General features: G+C 57.5%; 29 protein-coding genes and 1 tRNA gene. 18 read left to right on the forward strand and 12 right to left on the reverse strand.

Annotated elements, in window-relative coordinates; all coding sequences use genetic code 11:
- The first annotated feature begins 22 nt into the window (after positions 1-22).
- The 10 genes from ACQZ40_RS21800 (at position 23) to ACQZ40_RS21845 (ending at position 7,190) form a co-directional block, all read left to right on the forward strand.
- A tRNA-Met gene (locus ACQZ40_RS21800) sits at positions 23-99 on the forward strand.
- A gap of 285 nt (positions 100-384) precedes the next feature.
- Entirely contained in the window at positions 385-792 is a 408-nt protein-coding gene (locus ACQZ40_RS21805) for a low affinity iron permease family protein (RefSeq protein WP_448748631.1), read from the forward strand.
- 116 nt (positions 793-908) lie between these two features.
- On the forward strand, positions 909-1,526 hold the full coding sequence (locus ACQZ40_RS21810; protein WP_448748632.1) for a flavodoxin family protein: 618 nt from the start codon (positions 909-911) through the stop codon (positions 1,524-1,526).
- A 268-nt stretch (positions 1,527-1,794) separates the two neighbouring features.
- On the forward strand, positions 1,795-2,112 hold the full coding sequence (locus ACQZ40_RS21815; protein WP_003520643.1) for a PepSY domain-containing protein: 318 nt from the start codon (positions 1,795-1,797) through the stop codon (positions 2,110-2,112).
- Positions 2,113-2,139: 27 nt separating this feature from the next.
- Positions 2,140-2,748: a general stress protein gene (locus ACQZ40_RS21820; RefSeq protein ID WP_080820180.1), complete on the forward strand. Its 609-nt coding sequence runs from the start codon at positions 2,140-2,142 to the stop codon at positions 2,746-2,748.
- A gap of 68 nt (positions 2,749-2,816) precedes the next feature.
- Positions 2,817-4,961, forward strand: coding sequence for a catalase (gene katE, locus ACQZ40_RS21825; RefSeq protein ID WP_448748633.1), 2,145 nt, complete (start codon positions 2,817-2,819; stop codon positions 4,959-4,961).
- Positions 4,962-5,003: 42 nt separating this feature from the next.
- The gene (locus ACQZ40_RS21830) at positions 5,004-5,504 is read left to right on the forward strand and encodes a YciE/YciF ferroxidase family protein (protein ID WP_125145398.1); all 501 of its coding nucleotides are present in this window, start codon (positions 5,004-5,006) and stop codon (positions 5,502-5,504) included.
- A gap of 76 nt (positions 5,505-5,580) precedes the next feature.
- Positions 5,581-6,240 (forward strand): DUF6766 family protein, encoded by a 660-nt coding sequence (locus ACQZ40_RS21835; protein WP_174036483.1) that lies wholly within the window; start codon positions 5,581-5,583, stop codon positions 6,238-6,240.
- Between the two features lie 10 nt (positions 6,241-6,250).
- Positions 6,251-6,874, forward strand: coding sequence for a cysteine hydrolase family protein (locus ACQZ40_RS21840; RefSeq protein ID WP_448748634.1), 624 nt, complete (start codon positions 6,251-6,253; stop codon positions 6,872-6,874).
- A 118-nt stretch (positions 6,875-6,992) separates the two neighbouring features.
- Entirely contained in the window at positions 6,993-7,190 is a 198-nt protein-coding gene (locus ACQZ40_RS21845) for a hypothetical protein (RefSeq protein ID WP_078051584.1), read from the forward strand.
- Between the two features lie 21 nt (positions 7,191-7,211).
- Here ACQZ40_RS21845 and ACQZ40_RS21850 read toward each other — a convergent pair whose 3' ends face one another.
- A complete protein-coding gene (locus tag ACQZ40_RS21850) occupies positions 7,212-7,442 on the reverse strand; it encodes a hypothetical protein (protein WP_078051585.1) in 231 nt (76 codons plus the stop codon).
- Between the two features lie 79 nt (positions 7,443-7,521).
- Between ACQZ40_RS21850 and ACQZ40_RS21855 the strand changes: the two genes are divergently transcribed.
- Entirely contained in the window at positions 7,522-7,761 is a 240-nt protein-coding gene (locus ACQZ40_RS21855) for a hypothetical protein (protein ID WP_448748635.1), read from the forward strand.
- Positions 7,762-7,907: 146 nt separating this feature from the next.
- Positions 7,908-8,432 carry a sigma-70 family RNA polymerase sigma factor gene (locus ACQZ40_RS21860; protein WP_078051586.1) on the forward strand — a complete coding sequence of 175 codons (525 nt, stop codon included), beginning with the start codon at positions 7,908-7,910 and terminating at the stop codon, positions 8,430-8,432.
- Positions 8,433-8,907: 475 nt separating this feature from the next.
- On the opposite strand, the gene ACQZ40_RS21865 is transcribed toward ACQZ40_RS21860, so the two are convergent.
- The 3 genes from ACQZ40_RS21865 to ACQZ40_RS21875 form a co-directional block, all read right to left on the reverse strand.
- Entirely contained in the window at positions 8,908-9,135 is a 228-nt protein-coding gene (locus ACQZ40_RS21865; RefSeq protein ID WP_065656246.1) for a hypothetical protein, read from the reverse strand.
- A gap of 124 nt (positions 9,136-9,259) precedes the next feature.
- Positions 9,260-10,042: a Crp/Fnr family transcriptional regulator gene (locus ACQZ40_RS21870; protein ID WP_448748636.1), complete on the reverse strand. Its 783-nt coding sequence runs from the start codon at positions 10,040-10,042 to the stop codon at positions 9,260-9,262.
- A 15-nt stretch (positions 10,043-10,057) separates the two neighbouring features.
- Entirely contained in the window at positions 10,058-10,417 is a 360-nt protein-coding gene (locus ACQZ40_RS21875; protein ID WP_003520657.1) for a hypothetical protein, read from the reverse strand.
- Between the two features lie 299 nt (positions 10,418-10,716).
- Here ACQZ40_RS21875 and ACQZ40_RS21880 point away from each other — a divergent pair, with 299 nt between their 5' ends.
- Both ACQZ40_RS21880 and ACQZ40_RS21885 read left to right on the forward strand, forming a co-directional pair.
- The gene (locus ACQZ40_RS21880; protein ID WP_065656249.1) at positions 10,717-10,989 is read left to right on the forward strand and encodes a DUF982 domain-containing protein; all 273 of its coding nucleotides are present in this window, start codon (positions 10,717-10,719) and stop codon (positions 10,987-10,989) included.
- A gap of 45 nt (positions 10,990-11,034) precedes the next feature.
- Positions 11,035-11,283, forward strand: coding sequence for a hypothetical protein (locus ACQZ40_RS21885; RefSeq protein ID WP_125145403.1), 249 nt, complete (start codon positions 11,035-11,037; stop codon positions 11,281-11,283).
- A gap of 24 nt (positions 11,284-11,307) precedes the next feature.
- On the opposite strand, the gene ACQZ40_RS21890 is transcribed toward ACQZ40_RS21885, so the two are convergent.
- Together ACQZ40_RS21890 and ACQZ40_RS21895 are read right to left on the reverse strand one after the other, a co-directional pair.
- Positions 11,308-11,643 (reverse strand): hypothetical protein, encoded by a 336-nt coding sequence (locus ACQZ40_RS21890; protein ID WP_174039649.1) that lies wholly within the window; start codon positions 11,641-11,643, stop codon positions 11,308-11,310.
- A gap of 89 nt (positions 11,644-11,732) precedes the next feature.
- The gene (locus ACQZ40_RS21895; RefSeq protein ID WP_078051591.1) at positions 11,733-12,389 is read right to left on the reverse strand and encodes a UdgX family uracil-DNA binding protein; all 657 of its coding nucleotides are present in this window, start codon (positions 12,387-12,389) and stop codon (positions 11,733-11,735) included.
- A 262-nt stretch (positions 12,390-12,651) separates the two neighbouring features.
- Between ACQZ40_RS21895 and ACQZ40_RS21900 the strand changes: the two genes are divergently transcribed.
- Positions 12,652-13,425 carry a Crp/Fnr family transcriptional regulator gene (locus tag ACQZ40_RS21900; RefSeq protein WP_065656253.1) on the forward strand — a complete coding sequence of 258 codons (774 nt, stop codon included), beginning with the start codon at positions 12,652-12,654 and terminating at the stop codon, positions 13,423-13,425.
- On the opposite strand, the gene ACQZ40_RS21905 is transcribed toward ACQZ40_RS21900, so the two are convergent.
- Complete coding sequence (locus ACQZ40_RS21905) at positions 13,378-13,617, reverse strand: DUF6894 family protein (RefSeq protein WP_078051592.1); 240 nt, start codon at positions 13,615-13,617, stop codon at positions 13,378-13,380. The genes ACQZ40_RS21900 and ACQZ40_RS21905 overlap by 48 nt on opposite strands.
- Before the next feature lie 54 nt (positions 13,618-13,671).
- Positions 13,672-14,016, reverse strand: coding sequence for a hypothetical protein (locus ACQZ40_RS21910; RefSeq protein ID WP_223215547.1), 345 nt, complete (start codon positions 14,014-14,016; stop codon positions 13,672-13,674).
- On the opposite strand from ACQZ40_RS21910, the gene ACQZ40_RS21915 reads away from it, so the two are divergent.
- Genes ACQZ40_RS21915 through ACQZ40_RS21925 form a run of 3 tightly spaced genes read left to right on the forward strand, consistent with a single transcriptional unit; the run spans position 14,009 to position 14,754 of the window.
- The gene (locus tag ACQZ40_RS21915) at positions 14,009-14,212 is read left to right on the forward strand and encodes a hypothetical protein (protein WP_035237037.1); all 204 of its coding nucleotides are present in this window, start codon (positions 14,009-14,011) and stop codon (positions 14,210-14,212) included. The genes ACQZ40_RS21910 and ACQZ40_RS21915 overlap by 8 nt on opposite strands.
- 42 nt (positions 14,213-14,254) lie before the next feature.
- Positions 14,255-14,443 (forward strand): hypothetical protein, encoded by a 189-nt coding sequence (locus tag ACQZ40_RS21920; protein ID WP_078051594.1) that lies wholly within the window; start codon positions 14,255-14,257, stop codon positions 14,441-14,443.
- Between the two features lie 20 nt (positions 14,444-14,463).
- Positions 14,464-14,754 carry a DUF3175 domain-containing protein gene (locus ACQZ40_RS21925; protein ID WP_174000082.1) on the forward strand — a complete coding sequence of 97 codons (291 nt, stop codon included), beginning with the start codon at positions 14,464-14,466 and terminating at the stop codon, positions 14,752-14,754.
- A 182-nt stretch (positions 14,755-14,936) separates the two neighbouring features.
- Here ACQZ40_RS21925 and ACQZ40_RS21930 read toward each other — a convergent pair whose 3' ends face one another.
- From ACQZ40_RS21930 to ACQZ40_RS21945, 4 genes are all read right to left on the reverse strand, one after another.
- Positions 14,937-15,452, reverse strand: a complete 516-nt coding sequence (locus tag ACQZ40_RS21930) for a DUF305 domain-containing protein (RefSeq protein ID WP_448748637.1) — start codon at positions 15,450-15,452, stop codon at positions 14,937-14,939.
- Positions 15,453-15,551: 99 nt separating this feature from the next.
- The gene (locus ACQZ40_RS21935) at positions 15,552-15,998 is read right to left on the reverse strand and encodes a CBS domain-containing protein (RefSeq protein WP_078051597.1); all 447 of its coding nucleotides are present in this window, start codon (positions 15,996-15,998) and stop codon (positions 15,552-15,554) included.
- Positions 15,999-16,041: 43 nt separating this feature from the next.
- Positions 16,042-16,356 (reverse strand): plasmid stabilization protein, encoded by a 315-nt coding sequence (locus tag ACQZ40_RS21940; protein ID WP_104679587.1) that lies wholly within the window; start codon positions 16,354-16,356, stop codon positions 16,042-16,044.
- 159 nt (positions 16,357-16,515) lie between these two features.
- Positions 16,516-17,445: a LysR family transcriptional regulator gene (locus ACQZ40_RS21945; protein ID WP_080856778.1), complete on the reverse strand. Its 930-nt coding sequence runs from the start codon at positions 17,443-17,445 to the stop codon at positions 16,516-16,518.
- Positions 17,446-17,579: the final 134 nt, after the last annotated feature.

The raw sequence follows: 17,579 nt of genomic DNA on the forward strand, positions 1-17,579 counted from the left end.
ATGCTATAATAAAACAAGTCAACGCGGGGTGGAGCAGCCCGGTAGCTCGTCAGGCTCATAACCTGAAGGCCGCAGGTTCAAATCCTGCCCCCGCAACCAATATCAAAACAAAACCCCGTTGCACCCGCGACGGGGTTTTTTGTGTTTCTGGACTTATGAAATAACGACAAGCGTTAAGCGAACTTAGTCCCGCTTTGTCCTAATGGATAAGCGAAGTTGGAGGCTGCTCATTTCCGTCTGGTCTCTAACCTCGGAACCATCTGCTTTTTCCTTTGTTAGTGCCAACCTAAATGCAGCGCACGTTGTCGAGCCGACGCTCTTAGACAATATGACAGGTGCGTTTTTTGCGTCGGAATCGGCGTCAGCGGTAAGGTGCAGCACGCTATGAACAAGTTCTTCACCCTTTTTGCCAGCCGTACCGCGTCCTTTTCAGGCTCGCCCACTGCGTTTGTCGTGGCGCTTGGCACGATCATCGTCTGGGGAGTAAGCGGGCCGCTGTTTGGCTTTTCGGAGGTCTGGCAACTTGTCATCAACACGGGCACCACCATTGTCACCTTCCTCATGATTTTCCTCGTGCAGAATTCGCAGAACCGGGATTCTGCAGCGATGGAAGCAAAGCTGGACGAACTTCTGAGAGCCGTGGAGCAGGCACGCGCAGATTTTATCGGGATCGAGCATCTCACGGAAGAAGAAATCGAGGAGATTCGCGCCCGGCTGGAAAAGGAAAACGGACCTGAAGGCGAAAAGCCACCTCCGCATCACGCCATAGCGCGACTGCTTTCCCGGCGTTAGGTCAGAAGGTTTGCCAGCTGGCGGTGGCGGTGGCGGTGGCCGTGGCCGTCTCCTGTCGCCGGGACATAGTCACTTACACCAACATGCGGCAAAGCCCGCTGACAGAAGGAGCTATTATGTCTCTCAAGGTCTTAGCATTGAATGCGACACTCAAGTCCTCCACGTCGGCAGAGCCGTCGTCGACCGAAAAACTGCTGACATTGATCTTTCGGGAGCTCGGCAATCATGATGTGCAAACCGAGACGATCAGGCTTGCCGATCATGACATCAAGCCTGGCGTTATGTCCGATGAAGGCGAGGGGGACGCCTGGCCGGCCATCCGTGAAAAGATCGTTGCAGCGGACATTCTTCTGATTGGAACGCCGATATGGCTCGGACAGCCCTCGAGCGTGTGCAAAAGAGCGCTGGAGCGCATGGATGCCTTTCTGGACGAGACCGACGCGCAGGGGCGTATGGTTTCCTATGGGAAAGTCGCCGCGGTGGCGGTCGTCGGAAATGAAGACGGTGCTCACCATGTTTCGGCGGAACTTTTCCAGGCCCTGAATGATGTCGGCTTCACTATTCCCGCAAATGCGGTTGCCTACTGGGTGGGAGAAGCAATGGGTTCGAAGAATTTCGTCGATCTCGATGAAACGCCGGACGCCGTTAAAACCATGGTCAGCATGCTTGTGCGCAACACGGTGCACCTGGCTCTGCTCCTTAAGAACAGTCAATATCCGGGCGACAAGGACTGACGTTATCAGGCCGGCACTGCCGGCTTTTCCGCCAAGGACGTCGTATAAAACGGCTGCTACTCCTCACCATACCCCGTCCGGCGTGGCGGGTAAGGCGATCATCGTGGGAGGCGGCATTCTCCCCTGCCGATAATTATTTTCGGAACTCTCTGCATGTCGGTTTGTTCGAGAGGCGTTCATGCCGGCCCGAGATGGGTTTCCCGTCTCTCGGAGGAAGCTCCCGAAAGGGAGGCTCGCAATCCATGATCCTAGCGGAGGAAAAATCCACATGAAGAAAACTGTTTTCGTTGTGTTGCTCTTAGGCGGCGGTGCGCTGTCGGCTTTCGCCCAGCAGACGCCAACCGCCAATCCGGGTGGCGATACGCCGGCTGTCGCGACACCGGGCGCCAATAATCCGACTGCTCCGGTGGAGGGCGCCAATAGCTTCACTGAAGCGCAGGCCAAACAGAGGATGGAAGAGGCCGGGTACACGCAGGTCAAGAACCTGACGAAGGACGACAAGGGTGTGTGGATGGCATCGGGCATGAAAGGCGGTAAGACCGTGGCCATAGCGCTCGATTATCAGGGCAACGTCGTCGCCAAGTGAGGCGCGCAGGATTTTGGGAGAAGTGACATGAGAACCGTAACCGGACTTTTCGACGACTATGACGATGCAAGTGCCGCCGTTTCCGAACTGGAAAGAGCGGGCGTGCCGTCAAGCGATATCAGCATCGTCGGCAGCAACGCCGACAGGCGGCATGGAGAGGATTCCGATTCCAACGCAGCGGAGGGCGCAGGCACAGGTGCCGGCATCGGTGCGCTTGTCGGTGGCGCGGGCGGTCTGCTGACGGGGCTTGGATTGATGGCGATCCCGGGCGTGGGGCCGGTGGTTGCAGCGGGCTGGCTTGCCGCAACAGCGGTCGGTGCAGCGGGCGGCGCCGTTGCCGGTGGCGCGGCCGGCGGGCTTATCGGAGCCATGACTCGCTCGGGCGTTTCCGAAGAGGATGCCAATCTTTACGCCGAAGGGGTTCGCAGGGGCGGTACGCTGGTCACCGCCCGCGTGGAAGATAATCTGGTGCCGGAGGCCGAGGCCGTGCTCAAGCGGCAGGGCTGGGTCGACCCTGCGGAACGCCGCGCGGCCTATCGCGAACAGGGCTGGACGGGCTTCGACGAGGCGTCGAGACCTTATGCGCCGGAAGATGTTGAGCAGGAGCGTAACCGGTACCGCCGCTCCGCAATTTGACGAACTCACCCGTCAGCCGGGGGCATGGTTTTGCCATCGCCTCCGGTCAACGCCTTGCAGGAGCTGACATGGCCAGAAAACCAGATTCCACCTCATCATCCGCCACCGCCACCATTCACGACCAGAAGCTTCTTCGGGGGGATGGCGGAGAACTGCACCAGACCGCGACCGGCGACGAGCCCGTGCTAACGACCGCGCAGGGCGGGCCGGTTGCAGACGACCAGAATTCCCTTCGGGTCGGTTCTCGCGGGCCGCTTGTCGTGGATGATTTCCATTTTCGCGAGAAGATCTTCCATTTCGATCATGAGAGAATTCCCGAGCGCGTGGTTCACGCGCGCGGTTACGGCGCACACGGCTATTTCGAGACTTACGACTCCCTTGCCGCCCATACCAAGGCCGATCTGTTTCAGCGGGCGGGTGAAAAGACCCCGGCCTTCGTGCGGTTCTCGACCGTCGCCGGCAACAAGGGGTCGGCCGACCTTGCGCGGGATGTGCGCGGTTTTGCCGTGAAGCTCTACACCAGGGAGGGAAACTGGGACCTTGTCGGCAACAACATTCCCGTCTTCTTCATTCAGGATGCGATCAAGTTTCCGGATCTCATCCATGCCGCCAAGCAGGAGCCTGATCGCGCCTTTCCGCAAGCACAAACCGCGCATGACACCTTCTGGGATTTCATCAGTCTCACGCCTGAAAGCATGAACATGGTCATGTGGATCATGTCGGATCGGACCATTCCGCGTTCCTTCCGGTTCATGGAAGGTTTCGGGGTCCACACCTTCCGATTCATCAACGCGAAGGAGCAATCGACCTTCGTGAAGTTTCACTGGAAGCCGAAGCTCGGATTGCAGTCGGTGGCGTGGAACGAGGCGGTCAAGATCAACGGCGCCGATCCCGATTTTCACCGGCGCGATCTTTGGACGGCGATCCAGTCCGGCAATTTTCCGGAATGGGAGTTGCAGGTTCAGCTTTTTGATCAGGATTTCGCCGACAGCTTCGATTTCGACGTTCTCGACCCCACCAAGATCATTCCCGAGGAGATATTGGCGCCCAAACCGGTCGGCCGGCTTGTCCTAGACCGGATGCCGGACAATTTCTTTGCCGAGACCGAACAGGTGGCGTTCATGACGCAGAACGTGCCGCCGGGCATCGATTTCAGCAATGATCCGCTGCTGCAGGGCAGGAATTTTTCCTATCTCGATACGCAGCTCAAGCGTCTCGGCGGGCCGAACTTCACGCATTTGCCCATCAATGCGCCCAAGTGTCCTTTCGCGCATTTCCAGCAGGATGGCCATATGGCGATGCACAATCCGACCGGACGGGCGAATTATCAGCCCAATTCCTTCGGGGAAGGGCCAAGGGAATCGCCGTCGCGTGGATTCCGGCATTTCCCTGCCGAGGAGCAGGGCGCCAAGGCAAGGTTGCGGCCGGAAAGTTTCGCCGACCACTATAGTCAGGCGCGCCAGTTCTACATCAGCCAGACGCCACCTGAACAACGTCATATCGCATCGGCGCTCACCTTCGAACTCAGCAAGGTGGAAACTCCCGTCATTCGTGAGAGGATGGTCGCGCATCTTCTCAATATCGACGAAACGCTTGCCGCGACGGTGGCGCAGAAGCTCGGCCTGCAAGCCATGCCGAAACCGGCGGATGCCGCCATGCCAACCCGTCAGGATCTGGAGCCGTCGCCGGCGCTCAGTATCGTTCAGCGGGGTCCCAAACGGTTCGAGGGTCGCAAGCTCGGCATTCTCATTACCGACGGCGTAGACGCCAAGCTGCTGAAGGGACTGACCAAAGCGGTCGAGGCGGAAAAAGCTGTCTTCGAGCTTATCGCGCCCAAGGTCGGCGGGGTAACGGCGTCGGACGGCACCTTCGTCGAGGCACATCACATGATTGATGGCGGGCCTTCGGTGCTTTTCGATGCGGTGGCGCTGCTGACATCGGCGGCGGCCATCGATGAGCTGATCAAGGAGGCAACTGCGCGGGATTTCGTCGCCGATGCGTTCCAGCACTGCAAATTCATTGGCTACGACCAGTCGGCGCTGCCGTTACTGGAAAAAGCGGGAATTGCCGATGTCATGGATGAAGGCATGCTGCCATTGCCGGGTGAAGGAGGACTGGCTGCCTTCGTATCAGAGCTCGGCAAACTTCGAGTCTGGGCGCGCGAACCGTCGCTCAAACTCGGCAAGGCCTCCGTGCCGGTCGATAAGCAATGAAACACCCACTCTCACTCACCACCAAGCAACAGGAGACTAAAAATGGCTGAGAAGACATTGGAAGACCTTTTCCTCGATACGGTGAAGGATATTTATTTCGCGGAACGCCAGATTCTCAAGGCGCTTCCGAAAATGGCGCGGGCTGCGCAGTCAGCGGAGTTGAAGGCGGCATTTGAAAAGCACAGGGACGAGACCGAGGTCCACGTGGAGCGATTGCAGAATGTCTTCGAGTTGCTCGGCAAGCCGGCACGCGGCAAGACCTGCGAAGCGATCCAGGGCATTATTTCGGAAGGCGAGGAAATCATGGAGGAGTTCAAAGGCTCCGCCGCGCTCGATGCCGGGCTGATTTCTTCGGCGCAGGCCGTGGAGCACTACGAGATCACCCGTTATGGCACCTTGAAGACATGGGCGGTCGAACTCGGCATGAAGGAAGCGGCCAAACTGTTCGAGCAGACGCTGGGTGAGGAAAGCGCAACGGATACGGCTCTCTCTTCGCTTGCCCAGGCACGCGCCAACGTGAAGGCTAAATCCAAGGCGGCATGAGCCGTCACGCGGACGTGCCGCCGATACCGGCGGCGCGTCCAATTTTACAGTTGTCTCTTTCATGCGAGGCTGAACCATGAGGCTGTTTCGCGACAATGGATTGACGATTGTCCTTGTCCTGACTTCCCTTTTGACGATCGGTGGCATGCTTGCGACCGGCTGGGTCGTTTACAACGAGGAGCTCGCGCAGCATCAGGCGATGCCCCTGACGCTTCTTTCCTACGCAAAGAGCGGCCATTTTCTTTCTGCCCTGTTCGAAAACTGGGAGAGCGAATTTCTCCAGATGTCGGCGTATGTCATGCTGACCGCGTTTCTTTTTCAGAGAGGCTCGTCGGAATCCAAAGACCCCGATAAAGCTGCATCGCAGGACGAAGATCCCGCACAAAAAGCAGATGATCCCGAGGCGCCCTGGCCGGTGAAAGCAGGGGGATTTATCCGCACCCTCTATTCCTATTCTCTGGGATTGGCGCTGTTCTTCCTTTTCATCGTCAGTTTTGTTCTCCATCTGAAATACAGCGCTGACGCAGGGGCAGTCGAAGCCGCCATGCACAGTGAGCCCGAGACAACGCTATTTGCGCATCTGGGAAGTGTGGAATTCTGGTTTGAATCCTTTCAGAACTGGCAATCGGAGTTTCTTTCGACCGCGGTTCTCGTCATTCTCTCCATCTTCCTGCGCTTCCGCGGGTCGCCGGAATCGAAACCCGTTGCCGCTCCTCACAGCGAGACCGGCGGATAGGGAGGAGGAATTGATCGAGTTCTCTGCCGAGGGAGACTGGCGGCACCTGTGCGTCGACATGCAACGCGTTTTCGCCGAGGATACGCCATGGCATGTCGAATGGATGGACCGCATCAGCGAGGAGGTGGAGGCTGTGGTTCAAGGCGATCCCGCCCGATGCATCTTCACCTGTTTTGTGCCGCCGAAATCTGTAGAGCAGGCCGCCGGTGCATGGCGGGCCTATTATGAAAAATGGCCGATGATGACGCAGCAGTCGCTGGCCCCGGAACTGATCGGTGTTATACCAGCGCTGTCGCGCTACATACCGCCCGCCCGTATCTTTCGTAAAAGCGTGTACTCACCCTGGCTGCATGGAGGCCTTGGCGACATCCTGCGGGAGGAACGGGTTTCAACACTGGTGATTACCGGCGGTGAAACAGATGTCTGCGTTCTCGCCACCGTTCTGGGAGCGATAGACCAGGGTTTTTACGTCATTCTGGTCGAAGACGCGCTTTGTAGCGGAAGGGATGCGACACACAATGCGGCGTTGAAGCTGCTGTCTGGCCGTTTTTCGACGCAGTTGCAGGTGTGCGATACAGCGACCCTCCTTGCGGCGCTTCCCAGGCAATCCGCTCCGCGGTTCATGAGACCCTAATATCAGAATTGCTTCGGGCGATTAGCGGAAGCAGCCAGCGGTCTTCACCGAAGACAAGGAACAAGGCTCCCCTAGCGAAGTTAGGCCGCCTATCTTTACAAGAACCGGAGGCTCCGCCGTGGCCCAAACCGTTGATCACGAAACCAGCAACAGCCTCAATATCGAGGCGGCGACCCCCAAGGTGATTAAGATCATCGTGGGGGAGCGGACGGTGCTTGAGGGCGTGCTGAACACCGGCAGCGTCTTGAGAGTGCAGACAAAGGAGGGCGCCGAGCCACAATCCATCGAACTTGCGATCGAGGACCTGGCTCGGTGAAGGTTGTGGTGTGCGACCGGATTAACCCTGGAAATTGCCCTCGCTGGTATCTCGTTCGTCATAGTTCAAATCCCAGTCCTTCTCGGGTTTCTTGACGCCGGGCGGCAGTTTGTTGGCGGTTGCGTCGTCCGAACCGGTGATAACCCTTGGCTTCGCGCTCGCCACGCCGTTGTTTTTCGAGGTTTTCTTACCGCGCGCAAATTGCGGTTCGCTGTCCTTGTGAATTTGCTTCAGCTTGTCGTTCTTGTTCATGACATCCTCCTTGATCCCTCCCTAACAGTTTTACAGCACCGCTGTTCCCTCAATGCCTCAGCAAGATCGGAACCTCTCCATGACGCTGCGGTTAGAAGACCTGCCGGATAGCGGATCCGCCATTCCTGCAACCATAAGCGGAGATGAAGCGATGAGCCTACCCGACAAGGACACCCAGCCGGAGCCCGGTACGGACGATGCCCGGTCCGTCGATACTGAAGAAAGCCGCCGGGACAGGGAAAAGGCGAGAAAGAACGCGGAACGCATGATCGAAGAGAGGTGGCGGAGGCAACCGCCCAAGGGTGTAGATGAGGCCTGAAACCAACTGTCCTATCTAAAGCTTCGCGCGCGCCTGCGCTTTTCCAATCGACGTCGTCGAAATCCTCATTGATGTCGCCATTGTACGTTGGCGTACAGCAACCAAGCGTCCGCCGAGACATTTCCCCATAGTGAAAGGATGGGAAAATGGCCAAGCACGCTGTGAGTGGAGTTTCCGGAAACACATTGAGTGAAGCGCAGCTGGAGGAGTTGCGCATCGGTATTGCGGAGCTGGCGCCGGCCCTGACGGCTTTTGCGCGCCGCTTCGTCAGAAACGAGGAGGATGTTGACGATCTCGTTCAGGAGACGATGTTGCGGGGGCTTCGGGCCCTGCATGGTTTTACCCCCGGCACGGCGCTGAAATCATGGCTCTTCACCATTTTGCGCAACACGTTCTGCACTCGCTACAAGGTGTCGAGGCGTGAATGCGTCGGCTTGCCGGTCGGTATCGAGCAATCCATGTCTACCCCTGCCAGCCAAGAATGGCGTGTGCAGCATCAGGAGGTCATGAGGGCTATCCGCCATCTCGACAAGGACCAGAAAAAAGCTCTGCTGCTCGTGGCGGCAGGGACGAGTTATTCCGATGCCGCCGCCATCTGCGGCTGCCGGGTGGGCACCATCAAAAGCCGCGTCAACAGGGCGAGGGAGTCGCTACGTCGAAATCTGGACTGAGTGCTGGTGACAGCCGGCCGCACGCCGCAGACAGGTGGGCGCTACCTGTCCTGCTGGTGACCTTGATGTGTCGTGTTTATCTTTATGTTTGCCTGCCTCCCGGTCTGGGTTGAAACCTTCTGTTCCTTGACGGCGGAGGTTTCTTCCGTGTTCAGACGGTCGTTGTCGCCGGGCCCTTGCTGGCTTCTGTTCTCTTCGGGAATGGGGAGTGTTTTCCTGGTCATGTTACACCTCGTCCGGCATGAGTTCGTGGAGCGACCCGAACCATGCTTGCGCAGGTTTGTTCCCCCGTCCGTCGACGCCTTTCATATTGCAGGCGAGTGACGCCACGGATGGATGAATGGGAAACCGGAACGCATCATTCCGTTCCTGGGCATGACGAGGTACGCGATTATCCGAAACCGTAGAGGAACGTCTTTTAAGACGTCATCGAACCTGAGACCAAGCCGAACCGACAACGCGTAAGGCTGGAAAATCAGCCGACAAGCAATTTGGTTCGAAAATAGAGAGTTGCGAGCCGCTGAAGTTTCAGGGGATCGACAACGCCGCGATCATACATTTTCAGGACATAGCGGGCGACGTCTGCCCGGCACAAAGCCGGATCGCGTTCTGCGGACAGAACATTCTCGTAGGCTGCCTTAACGATGTTGATGTCTTCGTTCAGAAAAATTCCGGAACTCTGGTACTCGTGATTGGCGTGCATTTCACCTCCTTGAAACGCATCCTGCATTTCACAGCGTGAGGGAAGATGAACCCATACTATAGGGAAATGGCCAAACGTAAATGTTCGGAAGCGTACCGAACGACGATTGAGAAGGTCGTGCGGACTACCGAACCCCGCTGCTTTCGACAATGACGAGGTCGTCAAGCGGGATTTCAGACTGGTATTCGCGCAGAAAGCGGGCGAACACACGATTGCTTTCCTCTTCAGGCATGCCGTAGAGATCGCGCGCATAGTTCTCGAGCATCTCGCGGTTCCTGATCGTAATTCTTCCCCTTTCGGAACGAATGAACCCATGGCTTTCGAGAACGTGGAGGGCGTCCGTTACACTTGCGCGCCTGACGGCCAGCATGGTGGACAAAAAGTCGTGGGTCAGTGGCAGATGATTGCCTTCTATGCGGTCGTGGCACATCAGGAGCCAGCGGGCGAGCCGCTCCGTTACGGACTGGGTGGCATTGGAAGACGCCGTGTATTCCACCTGCGTTCTTGAGATGTGCAGTGCACAGACAAGAATCTCGAAAAAGACCCGATATTTTTCAAGAAGCGCTTCAAACGACCGCATGTCCATGACAAGGGCTTCGCCGGGAGCCTGTATCACGATTTCGGTCAGGGTTGTTTCCGCGCCAGCGACCGCCCCTGTCGGCACAAATCCCTCTCTCCCGACAAGCCCCGCTTCTGTTTTGCGCTCTGATTTGGTGACGACCACGACGGAGGCAATGCCGGATGACAGGAAGAAAACACGCTCGACGGGCGCGCCGGCGGAAATCAATACATCGCCCAATGCGAGCTTGATGGGCTTACAGACGCCCGTTACGTCACGCCTGATGTCATCTGGCAGAAGAGAAAGCAGAAAATTCTTTTCGCCATCGCCCTCAGCTTGTTTCAACATAACACGTGCCTCGCTTTAATGTCTGATGCCCCCTCCTTGAGCCATCAAAGCGGAAACAATGTTTTCGATGTCTTCCGAACGTCCGGAGAGGACAAAAGGTCCCGGCTCGCTGTCAATAACCGTCTCTGGCACGAAAAAAAGATAAGGAATTGCCTCTTCGTCCAGTTGTTCGGTGAGACGCAGCATGACGTCCGCCTCGTAACGAACGTCAATAATCGCCGCGGCAAATTTGAGAGCGTCTTCACTTTCAATGAAGCTGGCGGAGTAGGGTCCTTCCAGGCCGATTTGGGCATGAAACCACGCCATTCGGATTTCCGATGTGACAGTATCTGTCATGCCGATGATTGCGATGGTGAGGCGTTTAACGGTCTGCATGCTTTACTCCTCGCGCACCATCGGCATGCGTGTGCCTGTTCCCCCACCATAACGCCTGAGCAAGACGATTTCAGCCGCCCGGTCACTGAATTTATCAAATAAGCGCGAGGGAACTGCTGCAGTGTCAGAAATTGATCCCGAAAAAAAGCGGCCAATACTCGAATTCGAGAGGTAATGATCTGATGTTCTAGCGTCTTGCGGCGGAACAATTGCGCATGAGCGGGGTTGGGGCGTCTTCCGGATTGAAAGGATCTCCTTCTTCGAGATGCGAGCCGGTGTTAGCGAGGGAAGATAAGACAATGACCACCATTCCGCTGATCGGTGCCGGTGCGCTTGAGATTTCGCTGGTCAGCCGGCAGTTTCTGATCGCCGACATGAAAGAGGCAATCTCTCTGCTGGAAGAACACTGGCCGGTAAAAACCGGTGTCCACTATCGTCTTGCCCTCAGGAGTTGCCGACTCGCTCTGTTGCGAAATGGCTCCTCAACCGTTGCGCGGGAACACCTGATTGCCGCCTGCCTGGAGGCGGGCGTGAGCCATAAAGCCGTTTCCACCGATCAAATCCGTCTTTAGGTCAGGTCCATGCGAACTTGTATTCATCCATAGGGGAGGTATCCGATGGCGGGGAAAAATAATGACATGGCTGATGCGCCGCGGGAAAGCATCAGGCCCGAACAGGATATGAACCGACCGTTAAGTGAAAGGCTCGACTCGAAATTCTCGCCCATCGGCATAGATGATGGCGATTTTCGAGGGCGCAAACGGACGTGGAAAACCATGATGGTCTATACGCTGGTCGTATTCGCCCTCGCTGTTGCGATTGCACTCTATTTTCTCACAGGAACACATCCCGGCCGCGCGGTGTGAGGCGAGGCCGGGATGTGTTCCGGTCTATACTTTGCCAGCTGCCAGATCGAGGCTGCCGATCGATGGAAAGCAGACTTCTTCGCTTCTTCGCCGCAAGGGAATATCCACCTGATAGGGCACAGCCACCATCAGTTGCAGGGGGGTGCGCAACCGGTTCGTTGCCGTGGTGTCGGTCAGGGTCAGATGGGCGGTCGCAGCAAGGCGTTCCGCCTCCTGCGTTGGGACCACATTGCTCTCCAGCAGCTTCGCAGCCGCCAAAGCCAGGTGGCGGCTGGGATAAACTGCCCTCATGACCTCAGAGACGACAACGGCCCACCCGTTCTCATGCGCGATGATTTGATATTCGATGCTCTTTTCCATGGTGTTCAAGCCTCCCTGTTCGGTCGCACCTAACCACGATGGGAGAAGCTTGTTCCTCACGTTGGGGCGATTGCGGCAGGCCGGTTTGGCTAAGTCGTCGCGCCAAGGATTTCGCCTATTTTGTGCAGGTCGGAGACGAAGGCGCGGCGCTGTCGATCCGCCTCCTGCCGGTCGCGAAGGCGCAGCAGATAAGATGGATGGATGGTGACGAGAAGGCGTGTGCCGGCCGGCGTCAAAAGAACATGCCCGCGTTCCTTCGTCACGCCGCTTGCGCGTCCCGTCAGCGCGTAAAAGGCTGTGGCGCCCATCGCCACGACAAGGTCTGGCTCGACAAGCCGCAGTTCTGCACCCAGCCACCACGCGCAGCGCTGCACCTCCCCGCCGTTCGGGCGGGCATGCAGACGTCGTTTCCCACGCTGCTCGAATTTGAAATGTTTTACGGCGTTGGTCACATAACATTGCGAACGATCCACACCCGCTTCTTTGAGGCATTCGTCGAGCAGGCGACCGGCCGGACCAACGAAAGGCCGTCCTTTCAGGTCTTCTTCATTGCCGGGCTGTTCGCCGACGAGGACTACGCGCGCCCGGGTGTCGCCGTCGCCGAAAACAAGCTGGGTGGCGTTCCTGTAGAGATCGCATCTTTCACAGCTTTCCGCTTCCTTGCGCAAAGCGCCAAGTGAGGGCGCGCTGGCGCTTTCGGGCTGGAAGGCGGGTGGCAGACGGTTTTTGCGCGTACTTCTTGCCAAGGTGGTGGCTCCCCGCAGATACGGCCATTTCTCCCCTGCCGTGACGGTGGGGGTCCACATACCCAATGACCGGGTTTCGATATATGATGCTGCCTCAAAAATGGGCCAAAATTTGAACTTGCGTCCATCTGCGCGGTAGGAACGATCCGTTCTACCAATTCGTACGGAAACGTACTCACTGTTTTCATGGGATTTTCCGCTGCTAATATGACCGCCGCAGGTTGATGTTTTTTCGAGCAAAGGGGCGACCGGGCGAACCGCTATGCTTGGATCAGATTTTCTTGTTTATAACCGATTGTTGAAGACCCTCGGCACAGAACGCCTGTCGCAGCTTGCGTCGCGGCTGGAGCCCGTGGATCTGCCGGCGGGACATCGGCTCGTTGCCGCTGGCAAGCCCATTTCTCATCTCTGTTTTATCGAAACCGGTCTTGCATCGACGGTCGTTCATGATGACGGCGGCAAAAGCATTGAAGCCGTGCTTGTTGGGCGAGAGGGCATCACCGGCTGGCCCGTTCTGCTGGGCGCGGAAACCACGCCGGACGAAACCGTCATGGGCGTGGGCGGTCGTGGCTTCCTGATTCCGGCCGCTGAAATACGGCGGGAAATGGAGGAAGACGCGCGACTGCGTGAGCTTTTGCTGGGCTATATCAACATCTGCCTGCTTCAGGCCAGCCAGCTTGTGCTGGCAAATGGGCAATATGGTCTGCGGGAAAGGCTCGCACGCTGGCTGCTGATGTGTCATGACCGCCTCGATATGGATGATTTGCCGATTACCCATGAGTTTCTCTCCACCGTTCTTGGGGTGCGGCGGCCTGGCATTACCAACGAGCTGCATGTTCTCGAAGGCATTCATGCCATTCGCGCCAGCCGCGGAAATGTCCGCATTGTCAATCGCGGTATACTGGAAGACGTCGCCGACATGACCTATGGCGTCCCCGAAAGAGAATATGAAACACTGATGGCCCGTATGCGGACGGATGATGCCCTTTCAGTCCTTTCGGTCCAGCGCATCGCTGAAACGGACGACTTTCAGTAAGTCATGCTGCTTGTTACGGATGATGATGCATCCTTCGGAGATGTCACGCCCTTGCAGGATCGCCTCGCTCATCAAGGCGCGGGCGTCCTTGCGCGCCTCTTCGATCGCTTGGTCGAGGGAAGGGAGCTCGCTTCCTTCCGGGTCATCAAGGACGTTTTTACCGCTGATTACATTGAAGAAAAATCTTGGCATTGCGGGTCTTCCCAAGAAACGATGGTCGCCGCTGACGCATGGAGTGGCCTATCCCTAGCCAAACTGCCGCAAATATTGCGCCTGTTTTTCAAGCCGTGCGGCAAGTTCGGAAATGCTCATATTCGTCGCGCATAGATGGATGGCGCATTCCAGGAAGTGCAGGGATGAGCGTCGGAGAAAGTCCTGCTGCTGCTCATGCGCCATTCTGGAGATGCGATCGGTTTTTCCGGATTTATCCGTCATCTTCTGTTCCCTCGGTTTGAATTCTGGGTCGCCTAACCAGTGGAGCGTGCAATTGTTTCGAAAAAAATTCCGCTGTTGCCTCCCCGTCTTCGCGGAACATTGCCCCAGCAAAGTGGTTGGGGAGCGTTGAACCCAACCGGAGGCAATGATGACCAATAATTCTCCACGAGACGGTGCTCCCGGCACCACCGACCAATCGCCGCGATGGGAAGGGCCGAAGGAAAGCCGACCCAGAGGCTACATGAAACCCACGGACGACCCCGAGCACGATCGGGATGCTGTCGGTGAAAATCTCAAGGACCCACGGAAGAAGCGTGTTTCCGATGCAATGAAAACCCGCGACGACCAATAGGCCAGCGGCTTGTCCGCTGCCACCCGACGACAGGAGGAATAAATGTCCACCTCGACGAAAACACCGGCAAGTATCCGGCAGGGCGGGCCGGGCTCTTCCCATGAAAACGCAAAGGCCCCACTGGAGATCAAGAAACCTGCGGCAGACAATGACAAACGTTCAAAGAGCAGGGTTTCCGGGGGAGGGGGTGAGCGTGACAGTCACCACACCCATGACCCCGAACGAAAATAATTATCCGCCGGGAGAGAACGATGAAAAAGGCAAAAAAGAAAAAGAAGTGGTCACAGAAGGTGACCAGGGAAAGCGATGCGCTCGATCTTGAGAAGGAGGTGTTCACCAAAGACGATCCTTCACAGATCGCACGTTCGCTGAAAGCTTCGGCGGAACAATCCTCCAGGCGCAAGACCAGCCCTTTCCGGTCTGCAATGTCGATGCTGGTGTTTTACATCAACCGTGCTGGCCGGACGTTGCCCGGAAATCGCAAGGAAGTGCTGGAAGACGCGAAGGATGAGCTTCGCAAGGAATTCGGGAAATCGCGATAGACGCACGGCACTCGCTTTTGGCCCCTATCACGCGAAGCGCGAAGGAGGGCTGGGGGCCGTGCAGCAGAAAATTGCTCCTCATGTAATATTAAGTCCCGGAACTCCTGTGAGCCGCCATGCCCCCGGGAAACGCAGGATGACGACGCGGCGACGTCAACGGGCGCGGCCAGAGACGCTGGCGATCATCTCGAAGGACCGCCGATCTCTGTGTGGAGGCGCTCGTCGATTGCGTTCATTTGCTCGATTTCGGCGCGCTGGCCGCGGGAAATCTCCGCACAGAGTGCCATAAGTTCCGGATCGGTGATCCTAGCATTTCTGCACATGAGAATGGCGCCGGAATGATGGGGGACCATCGAAGCAATGAATTGTCGGTCGCCGATCAGGGTCTGGTTGCGCGTACCGGTGAAAGCCGCCACGAAGAGAAGGGCAAGACCGGCATGAAGAAATAGGTTCAGCCGCTTGTTCGGATACATCCCACCCATCGTCGCGAGCATGAGGATGCCCATTGGCGCAACCATGGTTAGGGCCATGTAGACCATGTTGAGATTGTTCCGGAAGTCGCCCCAGCCGTCGATCATGGAGAACATTACGAGGTACATAACCACCAGGCTGAGGACCATGTTAACGGCGAAAGCCGCATAGGGATGGCCGGCGGCGCGGGCTTTCCCCTCATGATTGGCGCCGTGATTGTCGTACATCTGGTCCTCCCGTTGCCGCACAGCGGCTTGCCCCGTGCGGCCCTCCCCGGTGATGATCTAGTCGGTAGAGCCAGTCCAAACAGGCTCGGGGCCACAGAGTTAATGCGGCTGCACGCCCGACTGGCTATGGGTCCCGCCAGGACGGGAGATCGCTGCCAATGCCTCGCCCACGCCGTTGCCGTCGGTTTCCACGGCGACATCGCCGAGGGACAGGATCCCCACCAGCTGCTTGTTGCGGTCGAGGACGGGAATACGGCGGATCTGCTGGTCGCCGAGATTGCCGCAGACATCTTCCACATCCTCGTCATCGAAGCAGTATTTCACTTCCCTGGACATGATGTCGCTCGCTTTGGTGTCCGGACCTTTGCCTTCGGCAACTGCGCGAATTGCGATATCCCGGTCGGTGAGCATTCCCACCAACTTTCCTTCCTTGCCGACCGGCAGGACACCGGCATCGATTTCCGCCATGATGCGGGCTGCTTCCTGAATGGTTTCTTCCGCATTCACGACACGCACATCATGCGTCATGACCTCCTGGACTTTCATCGCGGTAACTCCTTCTGACGGTAAATCCTTGCTGCGCACCCGCTTAGTGCTGGGCGTGCTGCTCATTGCGCTTGCGGGTGGCGGCGGCCTTTTTGGCGGAACTGGATCGCTCTGCCTTCGGTCTTGCAGCAGCTGCCTCGCCACCTTTGCGGCCACCCTTTTCGGAAGAGGCGTGGTTCTCGGCATGACCGCGGCCGGAGCCGGATTTCTTGCCGCCGCCGCTTTCCTTGTTCACGGTGGCCCAGGCACGCCGCTCGGCCTCTTTCTCGCCGACGCCGCGATCCTCATATCCTTCTTCGATATGCTCGGCCTTGCGCTTCTGTTTGTCCGTATAGGAAGACTTGTCGCCACGGGGCATCGTGCTTCTCCTCTTGGTTGAAGCGCCCCTAACTCCAGTGATCAAACGATGTTCCCGAGATAACCCAGTCTCCGGCCCTCTCGCTTCTTACCGTTGACAGGCCGACGGAGATCACGTGTTTCTGAAACAGGCCTCGGGCACCATTGACCGGCAACCGGCCTACTGGACCCAAACGCGTCTAATTGCGTCGAATGCCGCGATGATAGAAGGATCGCCCATACGCGCTTCCAGGCAGAGGAAACTCAAGGTCGTCGAGAGCTTCACATTGTCCGCGATGACCAGTCCATGAGACTGCTGTTCATGCAGGGCAATCGATTCCCGGCAAAGGCTTAGTCCGACCCCCGTGCGCGTCATGGCGATCATGGACGCTTCCTGGTCCACTTGGGCCACGATGTGTTGGCGAACGCCAAGTTTGGTGAACAGCCGGGCCAGCATCCGATTATGGACCGATGCGGGTGGCGTGCCGATCCATGGGAGGGAGGCAAGCTGTAACCAATCGGCCCCTCGCACAAAGCTTGCGAGCGATGGCGGAGCGACGACGCAATAGGTCAATTGGGCAAGTGAGCGAGCGTAGAAAAGCGATGCGGTATTCTCTCCAGTGACGTCGGGCGACGGGTCATAGTCCCGTGGGTCACCGAGATAGAAACCGGCGTCGAGCTCGTTGCGCTTGAGCCTCTCCGGCACATCACCGCTCATTCCGTGACGCAACGTTGTTTCTATACCCGGTCCGCTTTCAAGAAGCGCTTTCAGAAAGGCGCCCAGCCGTGTGAATTCAGGATCGATGATCGTGCCGATCCGCAATTTGCCCCGGACCCTCGTCGATAAATTACCGGCCGTCTGACCGAAGTCCGTCAGCGCCGCCAGCACTTGCTCGGCTTTTGCAGCCAACAGCGCACCTTCCTGTGTCAACTCCAAACCCGTCGAGGTTCGCCGGAACAGGGTCAGCCCGGTGTCAGTGGCCAAGCGTTTCAACTGAAGCGTCACCGCCGGCTGCGTGACGTGCAGTTGCTCGGCGGCTCGGGTGACGTTTCCTTCCCGCCCCACGGTAACAAACGCCCGTAATGTTCTCAGATCGATACCTTCCAGCATATTAATTTCACTTATAATGCTCGGTTGAATTTGTCATTGGATTTTACGAGCCAATGTTGGCTATGCATCTAATTAAAGCAGGGAGGGAGCATGGCATGCCACGGCAAAGTGTCCAATCTTATAATTATGTGGCG

The organism is Agrobacterium sp. 16-172Ci (genome assembly GCF_053522725.1).